Consider the following 21,123-nt stretch of genomic DNA (forward strand, 5'->3'; position numbering starts at 1 on the left):
AGGACCTGGGGAATTACGTGAACTTACCCCTGGGGAATAACGCGATCGTCCACACCCCCGACGGACGGGCCACACCGGCCCGTTCCCTGACCGCAGACAAGGCGAACGTCATGGCACACAACAAGAACGGCGACGCCCCGCTGCCCATCGATATGGCCGCGATCCGGCGGACCGTCGAGGTGATGCGGGCCAAACGGGCTGCCGCGCTCAAATCCGACGACAGCGACAGCGGCTGGCTCGCCGGTCTCGTGGAGAGGGACCTCGACAGCTACCAGGAGTTCGTCGCCCAGTTGCGTGTCGCCCTCGACCCCGACCTGCTCGGGTACGTCCCGGAGATGTGCGCCAAGACTCTCGGCGACACCGGAACGACCCGCACCCTGATCGGCGACCAGCAAGTGGACACCCCGTTCTTCCACCACGGCGACCTGGTGGTCAAGGGCGACCTGGGCGTGGGCGCGCCCTTCGTGGTCACCGGATCGGTGACGGTCGACGGCGTGCTCGCCGACTGCGGCCCCGACTCGGTGGTGGCGATCGGCGGCGCGGTGAAGGCTCGGGGGGTCCTCACCAGCGGCGAGATGCTGGTCATGGGCGACATCGAGGCCGACGTCGTCTACGGCGACTACAACGACAGCACGCTTCACGCGGGCACCATCCGCGCCCGCCTGGTCATCGAGGACGACCACGAGACGATCGCGACCGTGAAGGCGGACCTCTACTTCGACGTGGACGACTACCAGGGGGGATACGGGGACGGCGTGCAGGAACAGCTGCGCGCGTTCCTGGTGGACGAGGTCTTCGCCGCCGACGAGGACGAGGACGAGGAGATGTTCGACGCCGGCCTGCTCTTCGCGCGGCTGCGCCGCCTGCCCGTCTTCCGCGCCGACGTGGCTCCCGAGGGGCGCTGAGGCTTGCTGACCGAACTCGTCCGCCGGTATGGACGCCCCGCCGAATGTGACAGCGGCCGCTTGGCCCTGGGATCTTGGGGCGCTATCCCGGGAACTACGCGGTGGCCGGGGCGGGTTCGGTGAGGCGGTCCAGCCGGGTGTAGAGGGCCTGTACGAGGCGGGCGCGGTTCTGGACGCAGCGGGCGGTGCCTTGCAGCGGGGCGGACAGGCGTCCGTCGGCTTCGCGGAGGACGACTTCGGCGAGGGCGCCGCGGCCGTCGTTCTTGGGCAGGGCGGCGGCGTGGCGACGGACGTCGGCGGCCACCGCGCGGGCGTGCCCGGTGAGCTGGAGGGCGATCTGCTCGTAGTCGCGGGGTGCGAGGTCCGGGTTCTTCCACGCGAGGACGGCGGTGACGAGTGCCTCGTGCGGGACGCGGTTCAGGGGGAGTTCGGCCTCGATCAGGCCGCGCGGGTCGTGGAGCACGACGTGGGTGCCACTCATCGTGCGCCCGCCACGTCGTCGTCCTGGTCGTGGTCGCCGGTGTCGGCGGCGGGGGCCTGGACGGCGAGGAAGCGGGCGTAGCCGCGGTCGGCGCGGGCGATCAGCGCCTGGGAAGGCCGGCCGTAGTCGGGCGGCTGGAGGCCGGGGCCTTGTGGCGCGGGGCCGGGGGGTGTGGGTGCGCTCATGGGCACCGCCTCCGTTGCTGGTGCGTCGGTGTCGTTCGACGCTACGGAGACCGCCGGTCGTTCCTCAACGGGATTGCGGGAAATTGCGGAAGTTAACTCCAGTGCGTCGATCGCGGCCTGGATGAGGTCGCGGGCGTCGTCGCCATGGACAGCCATCTCCGAGAGGCCGGCGAACGCCTTGGCGTAGTCGGCGACTTCACGCGGCTGGGTCACCTTGATCTCCGCTGTCAGGGTCTCCACGACGGCCGTGGTGTCGTCGTGGAGGTAGAACGCTTCCAGCGGCCATACGGTGCGCTGCGCGGTGAACGGGACGATCCCCAGCGAGACCGAGGCGAGGGGCATCACGGCCAGGAGGTGGCGCAGCTGCCCGCGCATGGCGTCGGGGTCGGCGGTGCGGTAGCGCAGGACGGACTCTTCCATGAGGACGACATAGCGGTGGCCGCCCTCGTAGAGGAAGCGGGAGCGGGCGACCCGGGCGGCGACCGCTTCGGTGACGTCGTTCGGCGTGCCCTGGAAGGCGGTGATCTGGCCCATGAGGGCGGTGGCGAAGCCGGTGGTCTGGAAGAACCCGGGCGGGACGTTGGAGACGTACACGCGGCAGACGCGGGTGCGCTCGTGCAGGGTGTTCCAGTCCTGTTGGACCTTGCGCATGCCGCCTCTGTGCAGGCGGCGCCACTCCAGGTACATCGAGTCGACCGCGCGGGCGGTGGCGATGAGGTCGTCGGCCTGGTCGTCCGCGCCGCACGCCGAACACCAGGCACGGATGTCGCTGTCCGAGGGCGGGGCGTCGCCCTTCTGCAGGCGGGTGGTCTTCGCCGGATGCCAGCCGCACCGGGCGGAGATGTCCTTCCCGGTGAGGCCGGCCTCCTTGCGCAGGTGCTGTAAGCGCGCGGCGAGCGCCTCGCGGGCTGCCTGGGCGCTGGACGATGGGGATGTGCTCATGGGGCTGCTCAGGGGCCTAGACGGTGTACTTCTCGTGCGGGACGCCGCGCTCCCAGACCGTCTCGAACGCGGTGGTGCACAGCGCGGCCGCGGCCGGGTCCTCGGTGAGTTCGCAGCCCGGGTCCACCCAGTCGCCGTCGCCGCTGAAGAAGTGGAACATCACCAGGCGGTCGTCGATCAGCCAGAAGTCGTTGCCGGGCAGGGCGATGTCGGAGGCGTTGCGGCGGGGCAGCCAGCGGACCTGTTCGCCGGCGCCCACGTTCAGCACGGTGGCGGCGTGCTCCCACCGGATGTAGTCGGTCACCGGCTCCGAGACGATCCGCGCGCGCCGCATCACCACGCCGCGGGCCAGGGTCTCCCTCACCAGACCGAGCCACTCGGGCCACCAGCGGGCCGTGGGGTCCAGGTCGAGCTGACCGGTCCGGGCGAACAGTGCGATCTCTTCGGCCTCGTCACCGACGCCGTAGGAGTCGCGCATCTCCAAGTGGACCGCGCTGTGCTGAGCGCCCCTCAGCAGTTCAGCGAAGTCGGGCACGCTGCTCTGCGACATCACACGCCTCCCTCAGAATCGGATCATCCGGGCCGGAATCCGGATCACCGTCTCATGCGGCGGGATCCCCACCACATGGCCGGCCACCCACTGGGTCCCGCCCACCAGCGCCCGAAGAACCTCCTCGGCTTCCGGGCCCTGGAGGACCAGGTCGGCGCTCTCCTCCTCCACCCACACCGTCGGCGATCCACCACCGCCGGTGTTCGGGTCGATCCCGACGAACCGTAACGTCATGGCGCTCTCCCCTGCGACGTGGTTGCACATAGTTGCGCGCACCGACCGTCCCGCAGCCTGGAGAGCCGGTCAAGAGGACCGGGAACGCCGGAGGGCTGACCCGCGCATCGCGGAGCGGGCCAGCCCTCGCAGGTCAGTTCCTGCCGACAGGGCGAGCGTCCAGCGCCCTGCGCAGGCGCTCCGCGGCGGGCTCGTACCGCTGGACGAAGCCGGGGTCCTTCACCTGGTCGGGCACGGGCAGTTTCCTGTGCTGGTCGGGGAATCGCTCGCGCAGCGTCCAGCCCAGGGGGCGCAGCCCGGCGCGGTTCATGTCCCGGTCAACGCCCGCCAGGTAGTCCGCGTCGACGGGCAGCTCGCCGTTCGACTGCCAGATCACTCCCTCCAGCCGGATGGGCAGGCTCGGGAAGCCGAAGAGGAAGTCCAGGCACCGCTCCCGCAGTACCGCCGCGCTCTGCTCGGGGCTCAGGGGAACGCCCCTCTCTTCGCCTCCGGGTCCGGCGAGCGCGGTCCTGCAGTCGGTGTTCGGGAAGACGTTGATCTCACCGAGCACCACGTGCGCCGTTGCGTTCTCCCGGTCCGGGTAGTTCCACCCCGACTTCGGCAGGAGGACGATCAGGTCGTAGGTGTCGAGGGCGCCCTCCACCCCGAGGTCCAGGTCCGTCGGCCCCTGGCCGACCGCGGCGGACGGCGTGCGTTCGTCTCCGGCAAGAAGAAGCTCGCACTCGCCCTGCCTGTGGGGCCTGGCGCTTCACTCGCGACGCCTCGTACATGCCCCCGATCCGAGCAGATGTTCCGGCCCCACGGCGCCCTCGCCGTCATCGAACTCGCCACAGGCCAGGGCCTGGACCTGGCCCTCACCTACCCCCGGCGCGGCTCGCCGGCGTGTGCCGCGGCGGCGCGGTTCCCTGCGCACCCCGGCACACTGAGCCCGTCGGCCGGGTGGGCCGGCCGGGGCGCTGTGCGGTCTGTCAGCCCATGTCCGTCAGGAGGGCGTTCAGTTCCTTCTCCTGCCGCGCAGGTGACATCGGCGGATTCGAGTGATCGATACCGAACGTCTTGAACATCTTGTCCATCTGAGCGTCGATGGAGGTCCAGCCGGTGTTGTCCAGCGGCTGCAACGACGCCTGGTCGGCGTCCCACAGGTCACGCAGCGACTGGGCGGCCGCGTGCGCGCCCGTCGCGTTTGCCGAGCGTGCGTCCTTGAGCGAGGTCGAGGCGAGGGTCCGCAGCGCGGAGACCTGGGCAGGCGGGAACTTCTTCACCGCCACGCCCGGAGCCATCTGGACGGCAGAGGTATTGTCCTCCTCCGGCGCCGGGCCGACGTGCGGCTGGACGTGGGCCCAGACCAGCAGGCCCGTGGTCGCGACGGCGAGCAGTCCGAAGCCGGCCAGCGCGACGCGCTCCTTGCGCGGGTCGCCGGTGGCGTGTTCGGCGTGGGCCGCCTGGTAGGTCTCGGTCACGTCCGAGCGCGTCGCCGTCAGATAGATCACCGTCGCCAGGATGAGGCCGAGGAAGATCAGGCTGGTGGTGAAGGTGCCCAGGGCGAGACCGGTCGGCTCGCCCGGCTGGGCGACCTTCGGGGACGCGAGCCAGTCCCCGATGTTGGCGCCCAGCGGGCGGGTCAGGATGTAGGCGAGCCAGAAGCACAGCACCGGGTTCGCGCCGAACTTCCACAACAGCGTGATCGCCGCGATGAGGCCGAGCGGCAGCAGTACCGAGGCGCCCGGGCTCCAGCCGGTGAGCTCGAGCGTCCAGTCGCCGGTCGCAGTGCCGAGTGCGAAGGTGACGAGAACGGCGAACCAGTAGAACGACTCACGTGGCAGTGTCGTGACCGAGTGGATCGAGAGCGTGCGCTCGCGCAGCCACCACACGCCGAAGACCACGGCGAGCAGGGCCGAGAACACGGCGGAGCTGATCCACAGCGGCACGTTGAGCTGGTCGGTGAGGATGTCGGTGTACAGCGTGCCCGTGACACTGACGACGACCACGGTCTGCCAGTAGGGGAACGGAACGTACCGCTTCAGCCGCAATTGGACGGCCAGGACCACCACGATCACCGCGGTGAAGATCCAGGCCGTGTTCACCAGGCCGACGCCCAGCTTCATGTTGATCCAGTCGGCGAAGCTCTCACCCACGGTGGTGCACAGGATCTTGATCACCCAGAACCAGATGGTGACCTCGGGGACCTTGTTGATCATGAGCCGCCCGCTGCGCGTGCGTGCTTCCGCTGTCGTTGTCATGCGGGAAGGTCTACGGGGGTGAACCTGCAATCAACCTGACTACGTGGCCGCACGCGCGGCCGGAAGGGTCACCTCGACGTGACCGCGGCCGTCCGCGATCGCGCGGACCTCCACACCGGACGAGGCGGCGAGGCGCCGGACCACCGGCAGGCCAAGACCGTAACCGTCGCCGCCGGTCACACCCGCTTCGAAGACCCGGTCGATGTCCGCGGGATCGAATCCGGGACCGTCGTCCAGGACATCGACCACCACGGTCTCGCCCTGGATGCGCGCGGTCATCCACACTCGCGACTGCGCGTGCCGCAGGCCGTTCTCCAGCAGGGGTGACAGAAGGGACGCGGCGACGTCGGGCGCCACGGCCACCTCGGCCTTCGCCGGGAAGGTGACCTCGACCGCGCGGGAGCCGATCGCCTGCCGCGCGGCGGAGCGCAGATCGCACCGGGCCTCGTCGTCAGTCCGTGCGCGCGCGGCGCGCAGAATCGTCGTGATCGCCGTGTCGAGGCGGTCGACCTCGCTCAGCACCGCCTCTGGCACCACCGGCTCGCCGGACAGTTGCGCCAGCTGCGCCTCACCCCGCAGGACCGTGAGCGGGGTACGCAGTTCGTGGGCGATTTCATCGGTGAGTCGGCGCTCATCCGCAAGTGCGCTGTCGACGCGCTCCAGGAGGCGGTCCAGGGTCTGTCCCAGTTCCCCGAACTCGTCGCGGGGAACTCCGAGGTCGAAACGGCGTCCGGGTTCGTGATGGCCCCAGTCGTCGGCGAGGGCGGCCATCTCGTGCACGACCCGCAGCGCGCGGTGCACCACGAGGTGCGCGACACCGCCGGCGAGGAGGATCGTGAGGCCGCCCAGGATCAAGGACAAGGTCAGGCTGCGCTGCTCGGATGTCTCGTAGGGCGTGAGGTCGACCCGGACAACCACCATGACGTGGTGGCCGTCGATCGGCACCAGCCGCGCGTACAGGAGGTAGTCGCCCACCGTCGTGGTCTGCGATCTCCCCGAGTCTGCCAGCTCCTCGACGCGATCGACCACGCTTGCAGGTACGTTACCGTCGATGAGGCGGCCGTCGGCATACACCCAGGCGACCTCGTCCAGTGCCTCGCTGCCGTTCTCCGTCAGTACGACACGGCCGCCCTTGGAGGTGACGTTCGCCGCGACCGCCTCGGCGCGGGTCCGGGCTAGATCGTGCGCGTCCGTGTCCGTCACCCGGCTCAGCAGCACGTGCGAGACCACGACCAGTACCGCGACCACGGCGGTGGCGATCAGCACAGTGAGCGCGACGACCCGCTTACGGAATCCCGTCACTGCCATCGGTAGCCCACGCCGCGGACGGTCACCAGACGCTCGGCCACGCCCAGCGGCCCCAGCTTGATCCGCAGCCGGCGCACGAAGGAGTCGAGGGTGTTCTCGCTGACCTCCGCTCCGTGCGGCCAGCCGGCGGCGATGAGGGCGTGGCGGCGTACCGCGTCGCCCGGCGAAGCGATCATGCGGCCCAGCAACCGGAACTCGGTCGGGGTCAGGGGCCCGCTCACCGAGCCATAGGTCACCACGTGCTTCGCCGGATCGAGGACGACCTCGCGCGGTGCGGGCGCCGCGGTGGCCCGGCGCAGCAGCGCCCGGACCCGGACCAGCAGTTCCGGGACGTCGAAGGGTTTGGTCATGTAATCGTCGGCGCCGGCCTCGAAGCCCCCCACCTTGTGATGCAGGCCGTCCAACGCGGTGAGCATCAACACCGGCATGTCGACACCGCGAGCCCGAAGGGCCAGGCAGACGTCGCGGCCGTCGGCGTCCGGGAGCCCAAGATCCAGGACGACCAGATGGGGCGCCGGTGTGAGCTGCCGCAGCAGGCTGTCGGCCGTGGCGGCGACCGAGACGGTGTGGCCGTCGTACTCCAGGGCGCGCTTGAGGACGCCACGGACCGCCGCGTCGTCTTCGCACACCATGATGAAAGCCACGTGCTGACCCTAGATACTCCTGTCCCAGTTTTCCATCTGCCCTGATCAGTCACCTGGGGGTTGTGGAAGGCGCTGGCCCCGCACGGCCCCTGCCCTGCTGCCAAGCCGCGGCGGCCCTGTTGTGCCTGCGGTCCTTCGCGCTCGGCCTGGTCGCCCGCCCGGATCCTGCGCTTCGACGCGCCCGTCGCCTCGTCCGTGACACTGGTCTGCGGCATGAACAACGGCAGTGCCAGTGCCGTACTGATCACGGCCTCGCTGCCGGACAAGCCGTATCTGCCGCTCCGCTACGACCGGCAGTCGGTCGGCGCGCTTCAGGCCTGTTCTCGCCTACGGGTTGCTGCAGAAGACGGCCGCCAGACGGGTCGGCACCGGTCTGCGGCCGACCTCGCCGTAGCGCACGCAGGTGTCCGTCGATCGGTAGTCAGCCGCCGTCCTGCGGTTCGCCGCCGTGCACGGGCACCAGCACAGTGAACGTGGTCGGACGGCGACCGGTCAGGGAGAGCCTGCCGTTGAGGGAGACGGCCAGGTCGCGGGCGAGGGCCAGGCCGATGCCCGCTCCCTGGCCGCCATCGCTGTGCCCACGGTCGAAGAGGTGTGACGGGTCTCCCTCCATCCCGCCTTCGTCCGTCACATCGAAGGCCAACGCGTCCTCGAGGTTGCGCACCGTCAGCCGCACGGTGCCCCGGCCATGCACACGCGCGTTGTCCAGCAGCACCACCACGAAACTGGCCCTGTCCCAGCTGCCGAAGGCCTACCGGCGCGGACGGCAGACTCTGATCCGCATCGACTCCGCCGGGGGCACCCACGAGTGACTGAACTGGCTGACCGCGCGCGGCCAGTGGCTGTCCTATTCGGTCGGGATGACGATCAGCGACGCTGTCCACCACACCGTGCTGCAGGTCCCGGCCTCGGCCTGGACCCGGCGGTCGAACCAGACGGCCAGGTCCGCGACGGCGCCTGGATCGACGAACTTGCCGGCGATGTACTGAAGGGCCGGCCGATGGGAATGCGGCTGATTGTCCGCAAAGAACGATCCCATCCCGGTGCGCAGTTGAAGTTCACCGATGCCGACGGGATGCGTTTGACCTGCTTCGCCACGAACACCGTGAACGCCGCGATCGCGCGTCTGGAACTACGGCACCACCAACGAGCCCGCGCCGAGGACCGGATCCGCGCAGGCCCGCGACACCGGCCTGCACAACCTCCCCCTGCACCACACCGCGCAGAATCAGATCTGGCTGGAGATCATCCAGATCGCCCTGGACCCCCTTGCCTGGATGCCGATGCTCGCCCTGACCGGTCCAGCCCGCCGCTGGGAACCCAAACGCCTACGACTGCGGCTGTTCTCCGCCGCCGCCCGCCTGGTCACCACCGGCCGCCGGCGCGTCCTGCGCCTGGCTGGCCACTGGCCCTGGACCGACGTGATCACCACGGCTTTCGGCCGACTCCAGGCCCTGCCGGACCCCGGCTGACCAGCGGCAACGACTCACCCCGACGAGCAACCGAACACCCCCGGAGCCGTGGAACCCGGCGCCCACCCGACGCGACAGCCGGGCCCTCAACATGCCCACCGCCACCCCCGACAGATCGAAACGGCCCACCGGTTGAACCGGCAGACCGTCACGAAAGATCGAGGCTAGTGAGCGTTTTCAGCGTGGCCACTGATCGGGTGACGCCGGTGAGGTCGAGGTGGGGGCCGCAACGCACAAGGCCCCGTGCCGTTGAGGGAGGTGTTCGAGGTCTCAACCAATCTACAGGAGCCCTGTTGGTTCCCTATCCTGCCGCACTCGACCTCCCGCACGCACTGGTCGAGTGGGCCACCATGCTCATCGTCACCCGCGAGGGTGACCGGCGCTGCAAACTGCCGCCGCATCGGCGTGCGCTGGTCGCCCTGGTGTACCTGCGCAAGCACGACACCCTCGCCCAGATAGCCGCCGGTTTCGGGATCTCCGTCGGCACCGCCCACGCCTACACCTCCGCCGTGATCGCTCTCCTCGCCGACCGGGCTCCGGGCCTGCTCAAGGTCCTGCGCGAGAGCGACCCGGACTACGTACTGCTCGACGGCACCCTCGCAGAGTGCGACCGGGTCGGCGACGGACGGACCGCCTACTCCCACAAGCACCGCCGGCACGGCGTGAATGTGCAGGTCGTGACCGATCCGACGGGCCACACGCTGTGGATCTCGCCCGCACTGCCCGGCCGCATCCACGACCTCACGGCGGCCCGCGCGCACCGAATCATCCGGATCTGGGAACGCCAGGGCGTCCCCGTCCTGGCCGACCGGGCCTACCAGGGAGCAGGACCGTGGGTAACCACCGGACGCAAACAGCCTCCAGGCGGCGAACTGTCCTCGACCCGGCGCACGGCCAACCGAGCACTGGCCCAGACCCGGGCACCCGTCGAACGAGGGATGGCACGACTGAAGTCCTGGCGCATCTTCCGCCGGTCCCGCGTAAGCCCCAACCGCATGACGTCAATCGCCGCAGCCGTCCTCACCCTGGAGAGGCAACGCTGAAAACGCTCATGGAACGGGTGACGAGAATCGAGCTCGCGCTCTGAGCTTGGGAATCACACGCCTTGACCGTGTCCAGGTTCGCTGACGACGACCGCTGTCCGCCCAGGCCCGTGTCAATGTGGATGGTGGAGCCGGTCGGCCAGGCGCGTGGACCGGCGGCCGGTCTGCCCAGCAGGTGCGTGTGGGGCCGGGGCAGCACACTCGCGCCTGCGAGTCAGAAGCTGCATTGCTCGGTGGTCGTGACCGGCGAGGTGAAGGGTCAGGTTGAGCAGCCGGAACTCGAGGTGGTCAGCCCAACCTTGCGTAGTCGGCGGCCACGCCCCTCTTCCCGGGGCGAGGTGGCTTTGCCGCCACTCCTGCGATGATCTTCTGCAGCAGGCTGTAGGAGAGGATCGGCAGCAGCACCGCAGGGCGGTGGGGGAACCAGCCGGCGGCCAGCACGGCAGCCGCGCTGCTGTTGTTCATACCGGTGGCGAACGTGAGAGAGACCCCGTCTGGCTGGTCGGAGTGCGTCCAGCGGGACATCCATCGGCCACAGCAGAAGGCCAGGCAGCACACCGCGCCGGACAGGATGAGCGCCAGCACCAGCAAGTCCGGGTCCGGGTGGGCGAGGGCCTGTCCGAGCGCGCCGGCCGCGTTGATGTAGCAGAGCAGCAGGATGTTCATCAGGTTGACGGACTTGACTGCTGACAGGACTCGAGGGATGCGGTCCTCGCCGAGCGCGACCCGTACGACGACTCCGGCTAGGCACGGCAGCACCACCGAGACCAGCGCGAAGACCCCGGCTCCTGTCCGGGCGATGAAGTCGACTGTGGTCGTGTCGTCCAGGGCGCCGGCACCGTCGGGGCCGACCAGTTGGCCGGCCAGGTGAATTCCGAGGGGTACCGTGAGCGGGCTGAGCAGCGTGGAGCCCATCACCATGGCAACGACCAGCGGGACGTTGGCGCCCGCGTTCTGCCCCCAGGAGGCGGCGCCGCCTGCGATCGGCATCGCCAGCACCAGCATCAGCCCGACCACCAGCCCCTCCGCCTCCGCCGGATCGTGCCAGGTACGCAGGCCAAGAGCGACGACCGGGAGCACGAGTAACGGGAGCAGGGCATTGGCCGCGATGCCGAGCACCAGCCGCACCGGTCGGGACACCACCCCGCGCAGATCGGAGACGCGCACCCCTAGGCCGGCGTTGAATAACATCACCGCCAGCAGCACCATCGGCACCGTCAGAGCGCTCGCGCCCACAGAGATCGGCAGCGCCAGCGTGCGCAGCCTCTCGCCGGGTACCGGGAACACGCCGGCCAGCACGTAGCTGGCCAGCATCAGCCCCAGCAGCCGCCGTTGCACAGCATTCACCACAGTCATCACGCAATGGAGCCTACGCGTGACACAGTGCTACCTCGCCGCCGACCGCCACCGGCGCGGCGGGTTCCGTTGTCGGCGGTGCGACGCGAAGGCGCATACCGGGAGGGCGCTCTCGAGCGGCATGGCCCACACCTCCGTCAGCGGACGGCGTAACTCTGACGTACGGAGCGACGTACGCGACCTCGAACCCGGTCACAGGCAGCCCGGCAGAACCACCCGGCAGGACTTCGACGCGGCGGCGTTTGCCTCGAATCCACCCGCGTTGAGTGCAGCGAATCAGCGGGCACGGAAGCTCCCGGCCCGAGGGTGCCCCTATCTGTCTCGTCAACCCCGTCAGGTTCGGATCATGGGGGTAGGCCATGGTTTTTGGGAGCGTCCCGCGAAGCGGGACGCTCCCGGTGGATCGGGTGCCTGATGGGCAGGCCGGTGGCTGGCAAGGCTGGAGTTGCCGTGCCGGTGCGCGGGCGTGACGGGGCCTGGCTGGTAGGGGCGGCGGAGTCGTCAGGCGGCGAGACCGATGTCGTCGGGGGTGCGTGGTTCGTAGAGGGTGCCGGTGCGGATCATCGCGTGGATGACGTCCACGCGTTGCCGGGCCAGGCGGAGGATCGCCTGGGTGCGGGTCCTGCCGCGTGCGCGCTGACGGTCGTAGTAGCTCCAGGAGGATGGGTCGGTTTTTGCAGCCGATCGCGGCGAACGCGGCCTGGAACAGGGCGCGTTTGAGGAGCCGGTTGCCGCGGTGGGGTGCGTGCTCGTCGCGGATCTAGGTGCCTGAGGATTTCGTGGCCGGGGCGAGTCCGGCATAAGAGGCGAGGTGTCCGGCGGTGGGGAAGCCGGTGCCGTCACCGAGCGCGACGATCAACGCGGCCGTAGTCCTGACGCCCATTCCGGGCAGTGACGTCAGGAGGTGGAAAAGAGGGAGGGCCTCCAGCAGGGCTGGCGATCTCCTGCTCGGTGGCCTGTCGCTGGGTGTGGGCAGCGGCGAGCTGGGCGGCCAGGCCCGGCACGATCAGCACGGACGCCTCGGTGCCGGGAACGACGAGAGTCTGCTCGGCGAGCGCCGTAGATCTCGGTGGTGAGGTGGTGGGCCTTGCGCGAGCCGTTCGCCTTCAGCAGGGCCTCGCAGCGGACCCGGCCGAGTCTTTCAGCTTTGCCGGGGGGGAGCCATGCCGGGCCAGGAGGGCCTGAGCGTAGGGGTAGGCCAGGCGCGGGTTGAGCACATGCTCGAGGGAGGGATGGACCTGGGAGAGCAGGCCACGCAGCCGGTTGGTGGTGGGTTGACCTCACCGGCCAGGTCGTTGTCGTAGCCGGTGAGCATGGCCAGCTCGGCCAGCACCTCGTTGTCACGGTCCACCGCACGCAGGGTGTGCGGCATGGACCGGACGGTCTCCGCGATCACGAACCCGTCGCGAGCATCGGTCTTGGCCTCGCCCGGGTGCAGGTCGGCAGCCCGGCGCATCGACAGCCCGGGCAGGTAGGCGACCCGCCAGCCCGCCGCGCGGGCCACCGTCAACGGCAGCGCGCCGATGTTGGCGACCTGGTCCACGGTCACCAAAACGGTGCCCAACTTCGCCACAAGCTTGGTGAAGAGTTCCAGCGGTTTCGGCTCGGTGTTGGGCAGCCGCTTGTCGTACACGCTTCTGCCGTCCGCGGTCCGGCCGTGGGCGTGGTGGAACTCTTTGCCCAGATCCAGGCCGAGGAAGAGGTCTATCGCGGTCGTGTCGACCATGTGTGCGTGCCCCTCGTCTCTCGTCTCCTCAGTTCCCGGCCGTCCCTGCGGCACCACACGCCGGCAACACGTTACGCAGACATCCCCGCCCTGAAACGGCCCGGCGTTGCACCGGACCAGACGGTCGTCGGTCAGTGGTGGCTTCGGCGCCGGAAGGCAAGCTGGCCGAGGTCGGCGGCGCCCCCGCCCGATGACCGTTGAGGATTCCGGTCTCCGCAGCATCCCCGTGGCACCACCCGGGCGCCTGTCCCTTGCAGTGCGTGAGCCGACCTGCCGCCTCGCTGGTCGTGAGGGCGCCGCATCCGCGGCATCTTGGCGAATATCACACGACAACAAAGCCTGTCCGTCGACCACTTCGCCCCATATATGCAAAATGTCCGATACCGGGCCACGTATCGTCGCCGTTGGCATGTGAATTCTTAGGATTCGATCCGGTATGGCTGAGCCCCGACTCCCACTCATCGATTCTCCGCAGCCCGGACAGATGCCAGGGCGGCAATCTGCTGGAGCCCGGTTGGGCTGAGAGATTGTCAGCAATCACAGCGGGAGCCGCCCCGCAGCCGACCCTACAACGCGCGGCAAGGTGACCTTCAACACGCAACGGGACAGGACACAGCCTTCATGTATGGATCACGAATATTGGCCTGCTCGCGGCGCTCTCTTGCCACTGCCCTGACCGCAAGCTCCTTGCTCGCCGTATTGACCATGGCAACCCCGGCCTCGGCCGACACCGCCAGTGCCACGGCGGGGGACGCGAAGGTTTTCTGTACCTCGAAGAGGCCGGGCCTGGCCTCCGACCTTTCCCGCGACATCGCCAGTGCTCTCGGCGGGCGAGAGGGTACATCGTCCTTGGCTCTGTACGACCGGATCACCGGAACCACCTGCGAACTCAAGGCCGACACGCATTTCGACTCCGCCAGCGTGGTGAAGGTTTCAGTGCTCGGATCACTGCTGCGGCAGGCCGAGGAGGCACACCGGAAACTGACTCCGCGGGAGGTGGAACTGACCACCGCCATGGTCACCAAGTCGGACAACGACTCCACCTCGGCCCTCTGGCGCCAGATCGGCGCCGCCGGCTTCAAAAGATTCCTCACTCTGACACAAATGCGGCATACCGTTCCCGGATCCGGGAAAAGCTGGGGCCTCACCCAGATCACCGCCGGCGACCAACTTCGGCTGATGCAACTACTGACGACGGAGAACGCGGTGCTCGGCCCCGCGTCGCGCGGCTACGCCCTCGATCTGATGAATCGCGTCACGCCAGGCCAGCAGTGGGGGGTGCCCGCCGGATCACCCGCCACGGCAACGGTGCACGTCAAGAATGGCTGGCTGCCGCGCACCATCGGCGGCTGGCGGGTCCACAGCGTGGGCGCCTTCACCGGCGGCGGTCACAACTACGGCATGGCTGTCCTCTCCACCGGCAGCCGCACCATGGGCTACGGCATAGGCACCATCGAAGGAGCGGCCCGCGTCATCCACCACGACCTGAGCAGCGCGGGCTCTGCGGCGAGCCGCTGACCGGAGGGCCACCGGGGCCGCCTGATGCTCCAGGCATCGCAGCCCGAAGCCGCAGCAGCTGAGCCACGGCCGCAGGCCGCAACTCATCCCGATGCCGCCCCAAGCACTGCGACACTGCGGGGCCGTCGGGCGCTTTCGGCGCTGCGGCGGACCAGGCCCCGCGTCCAGACGCGGATCCCGCTGTCGGGATCGTGCGCGAAGACGAGCTCTCCGCCCTCGTGTCACCTCATCCATTGGTAGGAGCCGCAGGGGCGCTCGACCCGGCGTGTAAGCCGTGGTCAGGCATGGGGTCGGGGATGCTGGTTGTCCTGCCTCGGCACAGCGGCGACGATCCGGTGTCCGGGCGGCATGACGCGCTCCAATTGTTGTCCCAGCTCCTGGGCTACGCCGCGTACCTGAGCAGGAACATCGCTTGCTCGGCGACAAAACTGTTATAGATCGGAGCGTCCGAGAACACGGGCGGAGTCTGCTTTCTACCGGCGGGGATGGGGTCGGTCCGCCGGTCAGCTCCCACCCTGCGCGTGCGCCAGCGGCAGCCGCACAACGAGACGGGCACCGCCGAGCCCGCCCTCCGCAGGTGGCGGATCCTCCTCGGCGCATACGGTGCCCCCGTGGGCGGTGGCGACCTTGCCGACAATGGCAAGGCCGAGGCCTGAGCCGCCCGCCTCACGGGAGCGGGCCTCGTCCAGACGGGTGAAGCGCTCGAAGACATGGGCGCGGTAGGCGGCCGGGATGCCTGAGCCGTCGTCGCTGACCGTGAGCTCGACGAGGCCAAGGCGTACGCCGAGCGCCACTTGCACCTGGTCGACGGCGTGACGGCGGGCGTTGTCGAGAAGGTTGCGGACGACGCGGCGCAAGGCCTCCGGATCCCCCCGCACCCGCCCGGCCGAGACCCGGCGGGCATCTATGCGGGCGGAGGTCAGGCGTCGCTGGCGCCGCACCTCGGCGAGGACGACCTCGTCGAGGTCGACCACGGTGCCCGGCCGTTGCGACGCGGGATCCTCGCTGCGGGCCAGGGCCAGAAGGTCCTCGATGAGATCGTTCAGGCGTAGGGCGTCCTCAAGCAGGCTCGCGGCGGCGAGTGGGTCACGCCGCGGGTCGGGATAGGCGGCCATGACCTCCAACTGGGCGCGGATCGCGGTGAGCGGACTGCGCAACTCGTGGGCGGCGTCGGCGACGAAGCGTCGTTGCGCGGCGGACGCCTCGTCGAGCCGGGCGAGCATGTCGTTGAGCGTGACGGCCAGCGCGTAGACCTCGTCCTGGGAGGTCGGCAGGTCCAGGCGACGGTGCAGGTCGGTGGCCCCGATGTCGATGACCTGGCGGCGCAACGTCTCGGCCCTGTTCTCGTATAGCTACCGCCAGGTGGCGTGTAGCGCTGAGTAACTACTTGGGGCTGCGGTCGCGCTGCTGGAGGGTGGCAAAGTCGGCATGCGCCGTCTCGACGGCCTCGGGGTACGCCTGGGCCTTTTCGTGCTCGGCCAGCGCCCGGTAGATGCTGGAGAGGCTGGGGCTGTGTCCCTTGCGGCGGCCGGTGGGGATGAGCAGGTCGGGCTGGATGTCCTCGACGGACTCGCCGTTCGCACGGCGGCGGAGCACGGTGTGCAGCATGTCGTCAGTGATGACCGGGGGCCGGCCACCGTGGTTGCCCTTGCGGGCCGCGGTGTCGAGTCCTTCAAGGGTGGCCTCGCGGATGTTCTCCCGCTCGGTCTCGGCCATCGCGGCGAAGAACCCGAACAGCAGGCGTCCCGGACCGCTGGGGTCGTACATCCCTTGGAGGGGTCCGGCGAGCATTTCCAGGACCAGGCCGTGGGCGGTGAGGTGATCCGCCAGGGCGGTCAGCTCTGCGGCGTCGCGTCCCAGGCGCTTCATCTCGTACACCGTGAAGATCACCTGGCAGTGCGGGGCGTGGGCCTTGATCTCGCGGGCGGCGGTGAGGGCTGCCTCGAACTGCGGGCGGACCCGGACCTGGGTGCTGATCTTCTCGGCGAAGATTTTGTCCCGGGGGATGCGCTTGGCGGCAAGCGCGTCGAGCTGTGTCTGGAGTTCCTGGGTGAGGGTCGAGCAGCGCGCGTATCCGATGCGGATGTCCGCGCTCGGGGCGTCCGGGTCGACGGGCGCGGGCGCCGGGGTACCGGGCCGCCACGGCTGGCCGGGGGCGCGGTCGGCGGGGGTGGGCACGCGCAGGAGTTTCGCGAGCCGGGGCACCTTCGCGAAGCGGCCGGTGTGGTAGGTCCCGGCGACCGCGCCGGAGCGCGAGCGGCAGGGTGAGCCTGGCTGAGCGTTACAGCGTGGGCAGGGGTGGCGCTCGACGTCGTCCGCTTCGGACACGAGTGCGGTTTGAGGGACCGTCATGACCCCGGATACTGTCACAAACATTTCCCAGAACACGTCTGGCTCCACTTTTGTGTGAGAACGAGTTGTGACAGTGGATCAAACGGTCCGGGCCGCTCGTGCGGACCGTTTCCGATCTTGCTCCGGGAAAGGGTCGTTTATGAGAGACGTTCATCAGGGCTGTGAGAAGCTTCGAGGGCCTTGCCCCTGTGCCTCCGGGGTGCGATACGCGCGTTTCGGAGGCACGTTCACACGTCGCGGTGCCGTACGACGACCACCGCGAGAGCGACCGCGACCAGCGGCCAGAGGGCGTACACGATCCAGGAGCCGGGGAGCGTGGTGGTGTAGCCCAGGGATCCGGGATCCGGCTCCCAAGTTTGGACCAGACGAGCCCAGGCGGCCGACACCATCGTGTGTTTGACGTCCGCCGACCAGCGGTTGCTCTCCGAGAACATGGTGGGCAGCATCAGCAGGATGAAGACGCTGGTGAGCATGGTCCCGGCGGCATGCCGGAGCAGAACGCCGAGGCCCAGACCGACCAAGGCACACACCGGAGCCAGCAACGCGGATGCCACCAGCGGCCGCAACACGTCGGAGTGGGCGATCGGAACGCTGGCATCGTGCCCGTCCAGGATGGCCTGGGAGACCAGGAAGGATCCGATGGAGGCGGCCGTGCCGACCGCGGTCCACAGCACGGCGGTGACGACCGCCTTGGCCAGCACCACCGCACCACGGGCGGGGACGGCCACTGTGGTGGTGCGGATCAGCCCGCTGCTGTACTCGCTCACGACGGTGAGAGCGCCCATGCTGCCGGCGACGAGCATCAACGTCATGTAACCGGTCGACGGGAAGGCGTCGTAGACCAGGAAACTACCGGGCTCGGAGCCCGCGGCCTTGTCCGCCAGTGTGGCCACGGCGCCGGACCCGATGACGAACAGGGTGATGAAGGCGAGGGCCCACGGGGTGGAGCGCAGGGACCGCATCTTGATCCACTCGGAGGCGATCAGGTCGCGGAAGCGGGCGGGCGGCTCGGCGAGGGACGCGGCAGAAATGGTCGCGAGGGCGGACGCTTGTGTGGTCATCGGGGCTGTCCTGCCTGGTATTCGACACTGTCGGCGGTGAGTTCCATGAAGGCCTCCTCCAGCGAGGCGGTTCGGGAGGTCAGCTCGTTCAACAGGATCCCGTTCTCGAAGGCGAGCGCGGCAATCCGGTCCGTCGGCAGTCCGGTCACGGCGAGCTTCTCGGCGCCCGCCGATCCCTCCGGCTCGACCGATGCGCCGGCGGCGGTCAGCACCGTCGTCAGCTCGGCGGCCTGCCGCGTGCCCACCACCACTCCGAGGCCGGTGCTGCGGGCCGCGAAGTCCCGTACCGATTCGGCGGCGATGAGCCGGCCCCGGCCGATGACGACAAGCTGGTCGGCGGTGTTCTCCATCTCCGACATGAGGTGGCTGGAGAGGAAGACCGTGCGGCCCTCGGCCGCGAGGCGCTGGAAGAGGCGGCGCATCCAGAGCACGCCCTCCGGGTCCATGCCGTTGACCGGTTCGTCGAACATCAGCACCGGCGGGTCGCCGAGCAGGGCGGTGGCGACTCCGAGGCGCTGCTTCATGCCGAGCGAGAACCCGCCGATGCGGCGGTTCGCCACATCGGTCAATCCCACTTCGTGCAGGACCTCGTCCACACGGCGCGGGGAGATCCCGTTGCTGCGGGCCAGGGCGGACAGGTGGGCCGTGGCGGTGCGTCCGCCGTGGACCTGACCCGCGTCGAGGAGGGCGCCGACGTGCCGCAGTCCCCGGGCGTGGCCGCGGAAGGGGACTCCGCTGGCGGTGGCGGTGCCCGAGGTGGGGGCTTCCAGGCCGAGGATCATTCGCAGGGTGGTGGACTTTCCGGCTCCGTTGGGGCCGAGGAAGCCGGTGACCTGTCCCGGCTGCACGGTGAAGGACAGCTGGTCGACGGCGGTCTTGCCGCCGTAGCGCTTGGTGAGTTCGTTGACTTCGATCACATGGACAACCCTGCCGGGAGGGCCCCGTCCGGTCATGGGGCCGTGGGCGGCAATCCCGTGGCCGCCTTCGCCCGTGGGCGTACGTCCACGGGCCGATGCCGCAGGGTCGGCGGCTGGATAGCCTCGCGGGATGAACGACGTACCGACCACCCCGTTGCCTGGGCGCGTCGCAGGGCACGACCTTTCTCTTGAGTGGGCACATCGCCTCGAGAGGGCACACCGCCGATGACGAGAACGAAGGTCATGGCCTGGGTGGGGGGTGTTCTGTACGTCCTCGCGGTGGGTCTGCTCATAGGAGGTGCGCCGCGAGCTTCGGGCACGGTCCACGGCATTGGGGCACTGCTGGCGGCGAGCCTGCTCGTCGGTGTCCTGCGACGTGGTCCGGTCCTGGCCCTGGCGATGGCGCTCTTCGGATCCACGGCCGTGGTGGTGGGTCCCCCGAGCTCCGCCGGTGTGGATCTGTCGGCTTCGTACCAGGGCCAGTTCCTGTCGTATCTGGCGGTGGACCTCGTCCTGGGCTTCATCGTCGCCACCCGCGCGCGGCGGGCTTCGACCGTCGCCGCGGCCACATCCCTCGTCGTCCAGCTCCTGCTCGTCGGCGGCTTCGCGTACGGCGACAGCCTGACCGTCAACCTCGTGATCACCCTCCTGGCGATGGCCGCGGCCTGCACGGTCGGTCTGCTGAGCCGCGAGCGCCGCGAGCACGCGGTGGAGCTGCGCGCGCAGGAGGTGGCCGAGGCCGTCATCGCCGAACGGCTGCGGATCGCGCGGGAGTTGCACGACATGGTCGCGCACAGCATCGGCATCATCGCCATCCAGGCCGGGGTGGGAAGCCGGGTCATCCGGACACAGCCCGCGGAGGCCCACGAGGCGCTGCGAGCCATCGAAGCCACCAGCAGAGAGACCTTGTCGGGCCTGCGGCGCACGCTGGTGGCACTCCGCCAGGCAGACCCGGACGCAGAGGTTTCGGGGCGGGCACCGATCACGCCTTCGCCCGGTCTTGCGGACCTCGAACGGCTGGCGGCGACGACGGCGGACGTCGGCGTACGCGTCGACGTGCGCCGCGGCGGGGAACAGCGCCCCCTGCCCGCCGACATCGACCTGTCGGCCTACCGTATCGTCCAGGAGGCGCTGACCAATGTGGTCCGCCACGCGGGCACCGGACACTGCCGGGTGACCATCGAGTACGGGGACGGGGAACTATCCGTGGAAATCGTCGACGACGGGCGCGGCGCCACCGAGGACGGCCCGGCCCACGGCTTCGGCATCGTGGGCATGCGCGAGCGGGTCGCTCTGCTGCACGGCCGCCTCAGCGCCGGGCCGCGTCCCGAGGGTGGCTTCCGGGTGGCGGCGCGGCTGCCCCTGCCCGACCTCGCCGTAGTTCCGGTGGAGGCCCAATGACCGGCAGTCCCGTACGCGTCCTGCTCGTCGACGACCAGCCGCTGGTGCGGTCCGGCCTCCGCGTGATCATGGCCGACCACCCCGACCTGGAGGTCGTCGGTGAGGCGTCCACCGGCGCCGAGGCGGTCCAACTGGTTGGGGACATATGCCCCGACGTCGTGGTGATGGACATCCGGATGCCCGGCATGGACGGGATCGAGGCCACTCGACTGATCACCGCCGGTCCGGCGACCGCCCGCGTCCTCGTCCTGACCACCTTCGACGAGGACGACCACGTCTACGGTGCGCTCCGGGCCGGAGCGAGCGGCTTCATGGTCAAGGACATGGCGCTCGACGACATCCTCGCGGCGATCCGCGTGGTCGCCGCCGGCGACGCGCTGATCGCCCCGGGTGTCACGCGTCGTCTGATCGCAGAGTTCGCCGGGCGCCCCGAAGCCGCCCCGGCACGCTCCCCACGGCTGGTCGAGGGCATCACCGAGCGGGAACGGGAAGTCCTGACCCTGATCGGGCGCGGTCGGTCGAACACCGAGATCGCGGAGGACCTCTTCATCACGGTGGCCACCGCCAAGTCGCACGTGTCGCGCCTGCTCACCAAATTGGGCGCCCGGGACCGGGTTCAGCTCGTGATCACCGCCTATGAGACGGGGCTCGTCACGCTGCCCGGCTGAGCGCGTCCGACAGCAACACCGGTTTCCTGGTCCGTTCCTCGCACAGCCCTGCCGCCGCTCACGACGTTGCCCGGGACTCTTCAGCGTCCCGGGCAACGTCGTCTTCGGCACGGCTCCGGC

17 protein-coding genes and 4 pseudogenes are annotated in these 21,123 nt (G+C 69.6%); 6 read left to right on the forward strand and 15 right to left on the reverse strand.

The window, feature by feature from the left end:
- Positions 1 to 110: 110 nt before the first annotated feature.
- A complete protein-coding gene (locus ACFVT1_RS37320; protein ID WP_389804266.1) occupies positions 111 to 905 on the forward strand; it encodes a hypothetical protein in 795 nt (264 codons plus the stop codon).
- Positions 906 to 999: 94 nt separating this feature from the next.
- Here the strand turns inward: ACFVT1_RS37320 and ACFVT1_RS37325 are convergent, their stop codons facing one another.
- The 9 genes and pseudogenes from ACFVT1_RS37325 to ACFVT1_RS37365 form a co-directional block, all read right to left on the reverse strand.
- Positions 1,000 to 1,386 (reverse strand): DUF6415 family natural product biosynthesis protein, encoded by a 387-nt coding sequence (locus ACFVT1_RS37325; protein WP_389804269.1) that lies wholly within the window; start codon positions 1,384 to 1,386, stop codon positions 1,000 to 1,002.
- A 281-nt stretch (positions 1,387 to 1,667) separates the two neighbouring features.
- Positions 1,668 to 2,513, reverse strand: a pseudogene (locus tag ACFVT1_RS37330) (helix-turn-helix domain-containing protein); the annotation flags it as partial.
- Between the two features lie 16 nt (positions 2,514 to 2,529).
- Positions 2,530 to 3,063, reverse strand: a complete 534-nt coding sequence (locus ACFVT1_RS37335) for a DUF6879 family protein (protein WP_389804272.1) — start codon at positions 3,061 to 3,063, stop codon at positions 2,530 to 2,532.
- Positions 3,032 to 3,297, reverse strand: a pseudogene (locus ACFVT1_RS37340) (hypothetical protein). The gene ACFVT1_RS37335 and the pseudogene ACFVT1_RS37340 overlap by 32 nt, the downstream one beginning before the upstream one ends.
- Before the next feature lie 133 nt (positions 3,298 to 3,430).
- A complete protein-coding gene (locus ACFVT1_RS37345; RefSeq protein WP_389804275.1) occupies positions 3,431 to 3,940 on the reverse strand; it encodes a hypothetical protein in 510 nt (169 codons plus the stop codon).
- A gap of 325 nt (positions 3,941 to 4,265) precedes the next feature.
- Positions 4,266 to 5,537, reverse strand: a complete 1,272-nt coding sequence (locus ACFVT1_RS37350; RefSeq protein ID WP_389804278.1) for a hypothetical protein — start codon at positions 5,535 to 5,537, stop codon at positions 4,266 to 4,268.
- Between the two features lie 39 nt (positions 5,538 to 5,576).
- Positions 5,577 to 6,845 (reverse strand): sensor histidine kinase, encoded by a 1,269-nt coding sequence (locus tag ACFVT1_RS37355; protein WP_389804281.1) that lies wholly within the window; start codon positions 6,843 to 6,845, stop codon positions 5,577 to 5,579.
- Positions 6,836 to 7,489, reverse strand: coding sequence for a response regulator transcription factor (locus tag ACFVT1_RS37360; protein ID WP_389804284.1), 654 nt, complete (start codon positions 7,487 to 7,489; stop codon positions 6,836 to 6,838). The genes ACFVT1_RS37355 and ACFVT1_RS37360 overlap by 10 nt, the downstream gene beginning before the upstream one ends.
- Positions 7,490 to 7,910: 421 nt before the next feature.
- Positions 7,911 to 8,153 carry an ATP-binding protein gene (locus tag ACFVT1_RS37365; RefSeq protein WP_389804287.1) on the reverse strand — a complete coding sequence of 81 codons (243 nt, stop codon included), beginning with the start codon at positions 8,151 to 8,153 and terminating at the stop codon, positions 7,911 to 7,913.
- 49 nt (positions 8,154 to 8,202) lie between these two features.
- On the opposite strand from ACFVT1_RS37365, the pseudogene ACFVT1_RS37370 reads away from it, so the two are divergent.
- A pseudogene (locus tag ACFVT1_RS37370) lies at positions 8,203 to 8,961 on the forward strand (transposase); the annotation flags it as partial.
- 293 nt (positions 8,962 to 9,254) lie between these two features.
- Positions 9,255 to 10,004 carry a transposase family protein gene (locus tag ACFVT1_RS37375; RefSeq protein ID WP_389804290.1) on the forward strand — a complete coding sequence of 250 codons (750 nt, stop codon included), beginning with the start codon at positions 9,255 to 9,257 and terminating at the stop codon, positions 10,002 to 10,004.
- Positions 10,005 to 10,292: 288 nt separating this feature from the next.
- On the opposite strand, the gene ACFVT1_RS37380 is transcribed toward ACFVT1_RS37375, so the two are convergent.
- Together ACFVT1_RS37380 and ACFVT1_RS37385 are read right to left on the reverse strand one after the other, a co-directional pair.
- Positions 10,293 to 11,360 (reverse strand): bile acid:sodium symporter family protein, encoded by a 1,068-nt coding sequence (locus ACFVT1_RS37380; protein WP_389804292.1) that lies wholly within the window; start codon positions 11,358 to 11,360, stop codon positions 10,293 to 10,295.
- 501 nt (positions 11,361 to 11,861) lie between these two features.
- A pseudogene (locus ACFVT1_RS37385) lies at positions 11,862 to 13,086 on the reverse strand (IS110 family transposase).
- A gap of 639 nt (positions 13,087 to 13,725) precedes the next feature.
- Here ACFVT1_RS37385 and ACFVT1_RS37390 point away from each other — a divergent pair.
- A complete protein-coding gene (locus tag ACFVT1_RS37390) occupies positions 13,726 to 14,604 on the forward strand; it encodes a serine hydrolase (RefSeq protein ID WP_389804294.1) in 879 nt (292 codons plus the stop codon).
- A gap of 503 nt (positions 14,605 to 15,107) precedes the next feature.
- On the opposite strand, the gene ACFVT1_RS37395 is transcribed toward ACFVT1_RS37390, so the two are convergent.
- The 4 genes from ACFVT1_RS37395 to ACFVT1_RS37410 form a co-directional block, all read right to left on the reverse strand.
- Positions 15,108 to 15,932: a sensor histidine kinase gene (locus ACFVT1_RS37395; RefSeq protein WP_389804297.1), complete on the reverse strand. Its 825-nt coding sequence runs from the start codon at positions 15,930 to 15,932 to the stop codon at positions 15,108 to 15,110.
- Positions 15,933 to 15,987: 55 nt separating this feature from the next.
- Positions 15,988 to 16,782, reverse strand: a complete 795-nt coding sequence (locus tag ACFVT1_RS37400; protein WP_389804299.1) for a recombinase family protein — start codon at positions 16,780 to 16,782, stop codon at positions 15,988 to 15,990.
- Between the two features lie 401 nt (positions 16,783 to 17,183).
- Positions 17,184 to 18,017 (reverse strand): ABC transporter permease, encoded by an 834-nt coding sequence (locus ACFVT1_RS37405; protein ID WP_389804302.1) that lies wholly within the window; start codon positions 18,015 to 18,017, stop codon positions 17,184 to 17,186.
- Complete coding sequence (locus ACFVT1_RS37410; RefSeq protein WP_389804305.1) at positions 18,014 to 18,934, reverse strand: ABC transporter ATP-binding protein; 921 nt, start codon at positions 18,932 to 18,934, stop codon at positions 18,014 to 18,016. Before ACFVT1_RS37410 ends, ACFVT1_RS37405 begins: the two co-directional genes overlap by 4 nt.
- Positions 18,935 to 19,159: 225 nt before the next feature.
- Between ACFVT1_RS37410 and ACFVT1_RS37415 the strand changes: the two genes are divergently transcribed.
- Complete coding sequence (locus ACFVT1_RS37415) at positions 19,160 to 20,335, forward strand: sensor histidine kinase (protein WP_389804308.1); 1,176 nt, start codon at positions 19,160 to 19,162, stop codon at positions 20,333 to 20,335.
- Entirely contained in the window at positions 20,332 to 21,003 is a 672-nt protein-coding gene (locus ACFVT1_RS37420; protein ID WP_389804310.1) for a response regulator, read from the forward strand. The genes ACFVT1_RS37415 and ACFVT1_RS37420 overlap by 4 nt, the downstream gene beginning before the upstream one ends.
- Positions 21,004 to 21,123: the final 120 nt, after the last annotated feature.

Origin of the sequence: Streptomyces sp. NPDC057963, assembly GCF_042887155.1 — a bacterium.
Lineage (GTDB): Bacteria > Actinomycetota > Actinomycetes > Streptomycetales > Streptomycetaceae > Streptomyces.